Genomic DNA, 1,456 nt, shown 5'->3' with positions numbered 1-1,456 from the left:
CCCCGTTACCTTTTTCGTGGTTCCTGATCAGGGAGCTGTGGTCGCCAGGTTCGGTATGACTGATGCCCCCAGTCGAGGTCATGATCCGGGGGGTGGTGTCGCCGGGCCTGGTGGCATCGAGGGACCGCTGAATAGGGACACGGCCACCGCTGGGTAGGTCTCGTCGTAACGTGGGTGCCGGCCATCGATGCCCTGACCGGTGACCACCCGCGACGGACGAAAGACACTGTGCATGACCAGCAGTTATGGCGTGTTCCTCGGTCTGGATGTCGGCAAAGGCAACCATCACGCCGTGGGGCTGGACCCGACCGGCAAGCGGCTGCACGACGGGCCGCTGCCCAACACCGAAGCCAAGTTGCAGGCGTTGTTCGACACGCTTGCTGTTCACGGGTCGCTGCTGGTCGTGGTCGATCAACCGGCCACGATCGGTGCGCTGCCGGTCGCGGTCGCCCGCGCGGCCGGGCACCAGGTGGCCTACCTGCCCGGCCTGGCCATGCGGCGCATCGCCGATCTCTACCCGGGCACCGCCAAGACCGACGCCCGGGACGCGTTCATCATCGCCGACGCCGCCCGCAGCCTGCCCCACACCCTGCGCCAGGTCGACCCCGGTGACGAGGCCCTGGCCGAGCTGGAAGTGCTGGTCGGGTTCGACGACGACCTGGCCGGTGAAGCCACCCGGCTGAGCAACCGCATCCGCGGCCTGCTCACCGGCATCCACCCCACCCTCGAACGCGTTCTCGGGCCTCGCGTCACCCACCGGGCGGTGCTGGAGATCCTGTCCCGCTGCGGCGGACCGACCGGCATCCGCACAGCCGGCCGCCGCAAAGTCACCGCCATCGCCACCACTCACGCGCCCCGCATGGGCGAAAAACTGGTCGCCGACATCTGGACCGCACTGGACGAGCAGACCGTCACCGTCCCGGGCACCACCGCCGCCGACACCGTCCTGCCCCGACTCGCCGACAGCCTGAAAACCGTGCTCCAGCAACGCAGCCAGGTCGCCACCGAGGTAGAGGAGATACTCGATGCGCACCCTCTTGCCCGGGTCCTGACCTCCATGCCCGGCATCGGAGTCAGGACCGCCGCCCGCATCCTGCTCGAGATCGGCGACGCCTCCGCCTTCAAAAGCTCCGGCCACCTGGCCGCCTACGCCGGCATCGCCCCCGTCACCCGCACCTCCGGCAGCTCGATCAAGGGCGAACACCCCGCCCGAACCGGCAACCGCAAGCTCAAACGGGCGTTCTTCCTGGCCGCATTCGCCGCCCTGCACGACCCCACCAGCAGGGCCTACTACGACCGCAAAAGAGCCGAGGGCAAGAAACACAACGCCGCACTCATCTGCCTCGCCCGCCGCCGCTGCGACGTCATCTACGCCATGCTCCGCAACAAAACCCACTACCGACACCCAGCCCCGACGCCCGCTGCCGCTTGACAACCCCATAGGGACACCCCCCGG

At 68.7% G+C, this 1,456-nt stretch carries 1 protein-coding gene; it reads left to right on the top strand.

Translation table 11 applies throughout. The annotated features are described in order from the left end of the window. The first annotated feature begins 232 nt into the window (after positions 1–232). On the top strand, positions 233–1,432 hold the full coding sequence (locus tag ABZ215_RS43730; protein ID WP_354956852.1) for an IS110 family transposase: 1,200 nt from the start codon (positions 233–235) through the stop codon (positions 1,430–1,432). Positions 1,433–1,456: the final 24 nt, after the last annotated feature.

Origin of the sequence: Amycolatopsis sp. NPDC006131 (assembly GCF_040614175.1) — a bacterium.
Lineage (GTDB): Bacteria > Actinomycetota > Actinomycetes > Mycobacteriales > Pseudonocardiaceae > Amycolatopsis_E > Amycolatopsis_E tucumanensis.
This window is presented reverse-complemented; position numbering and strand designations above follow the sequence as displayed.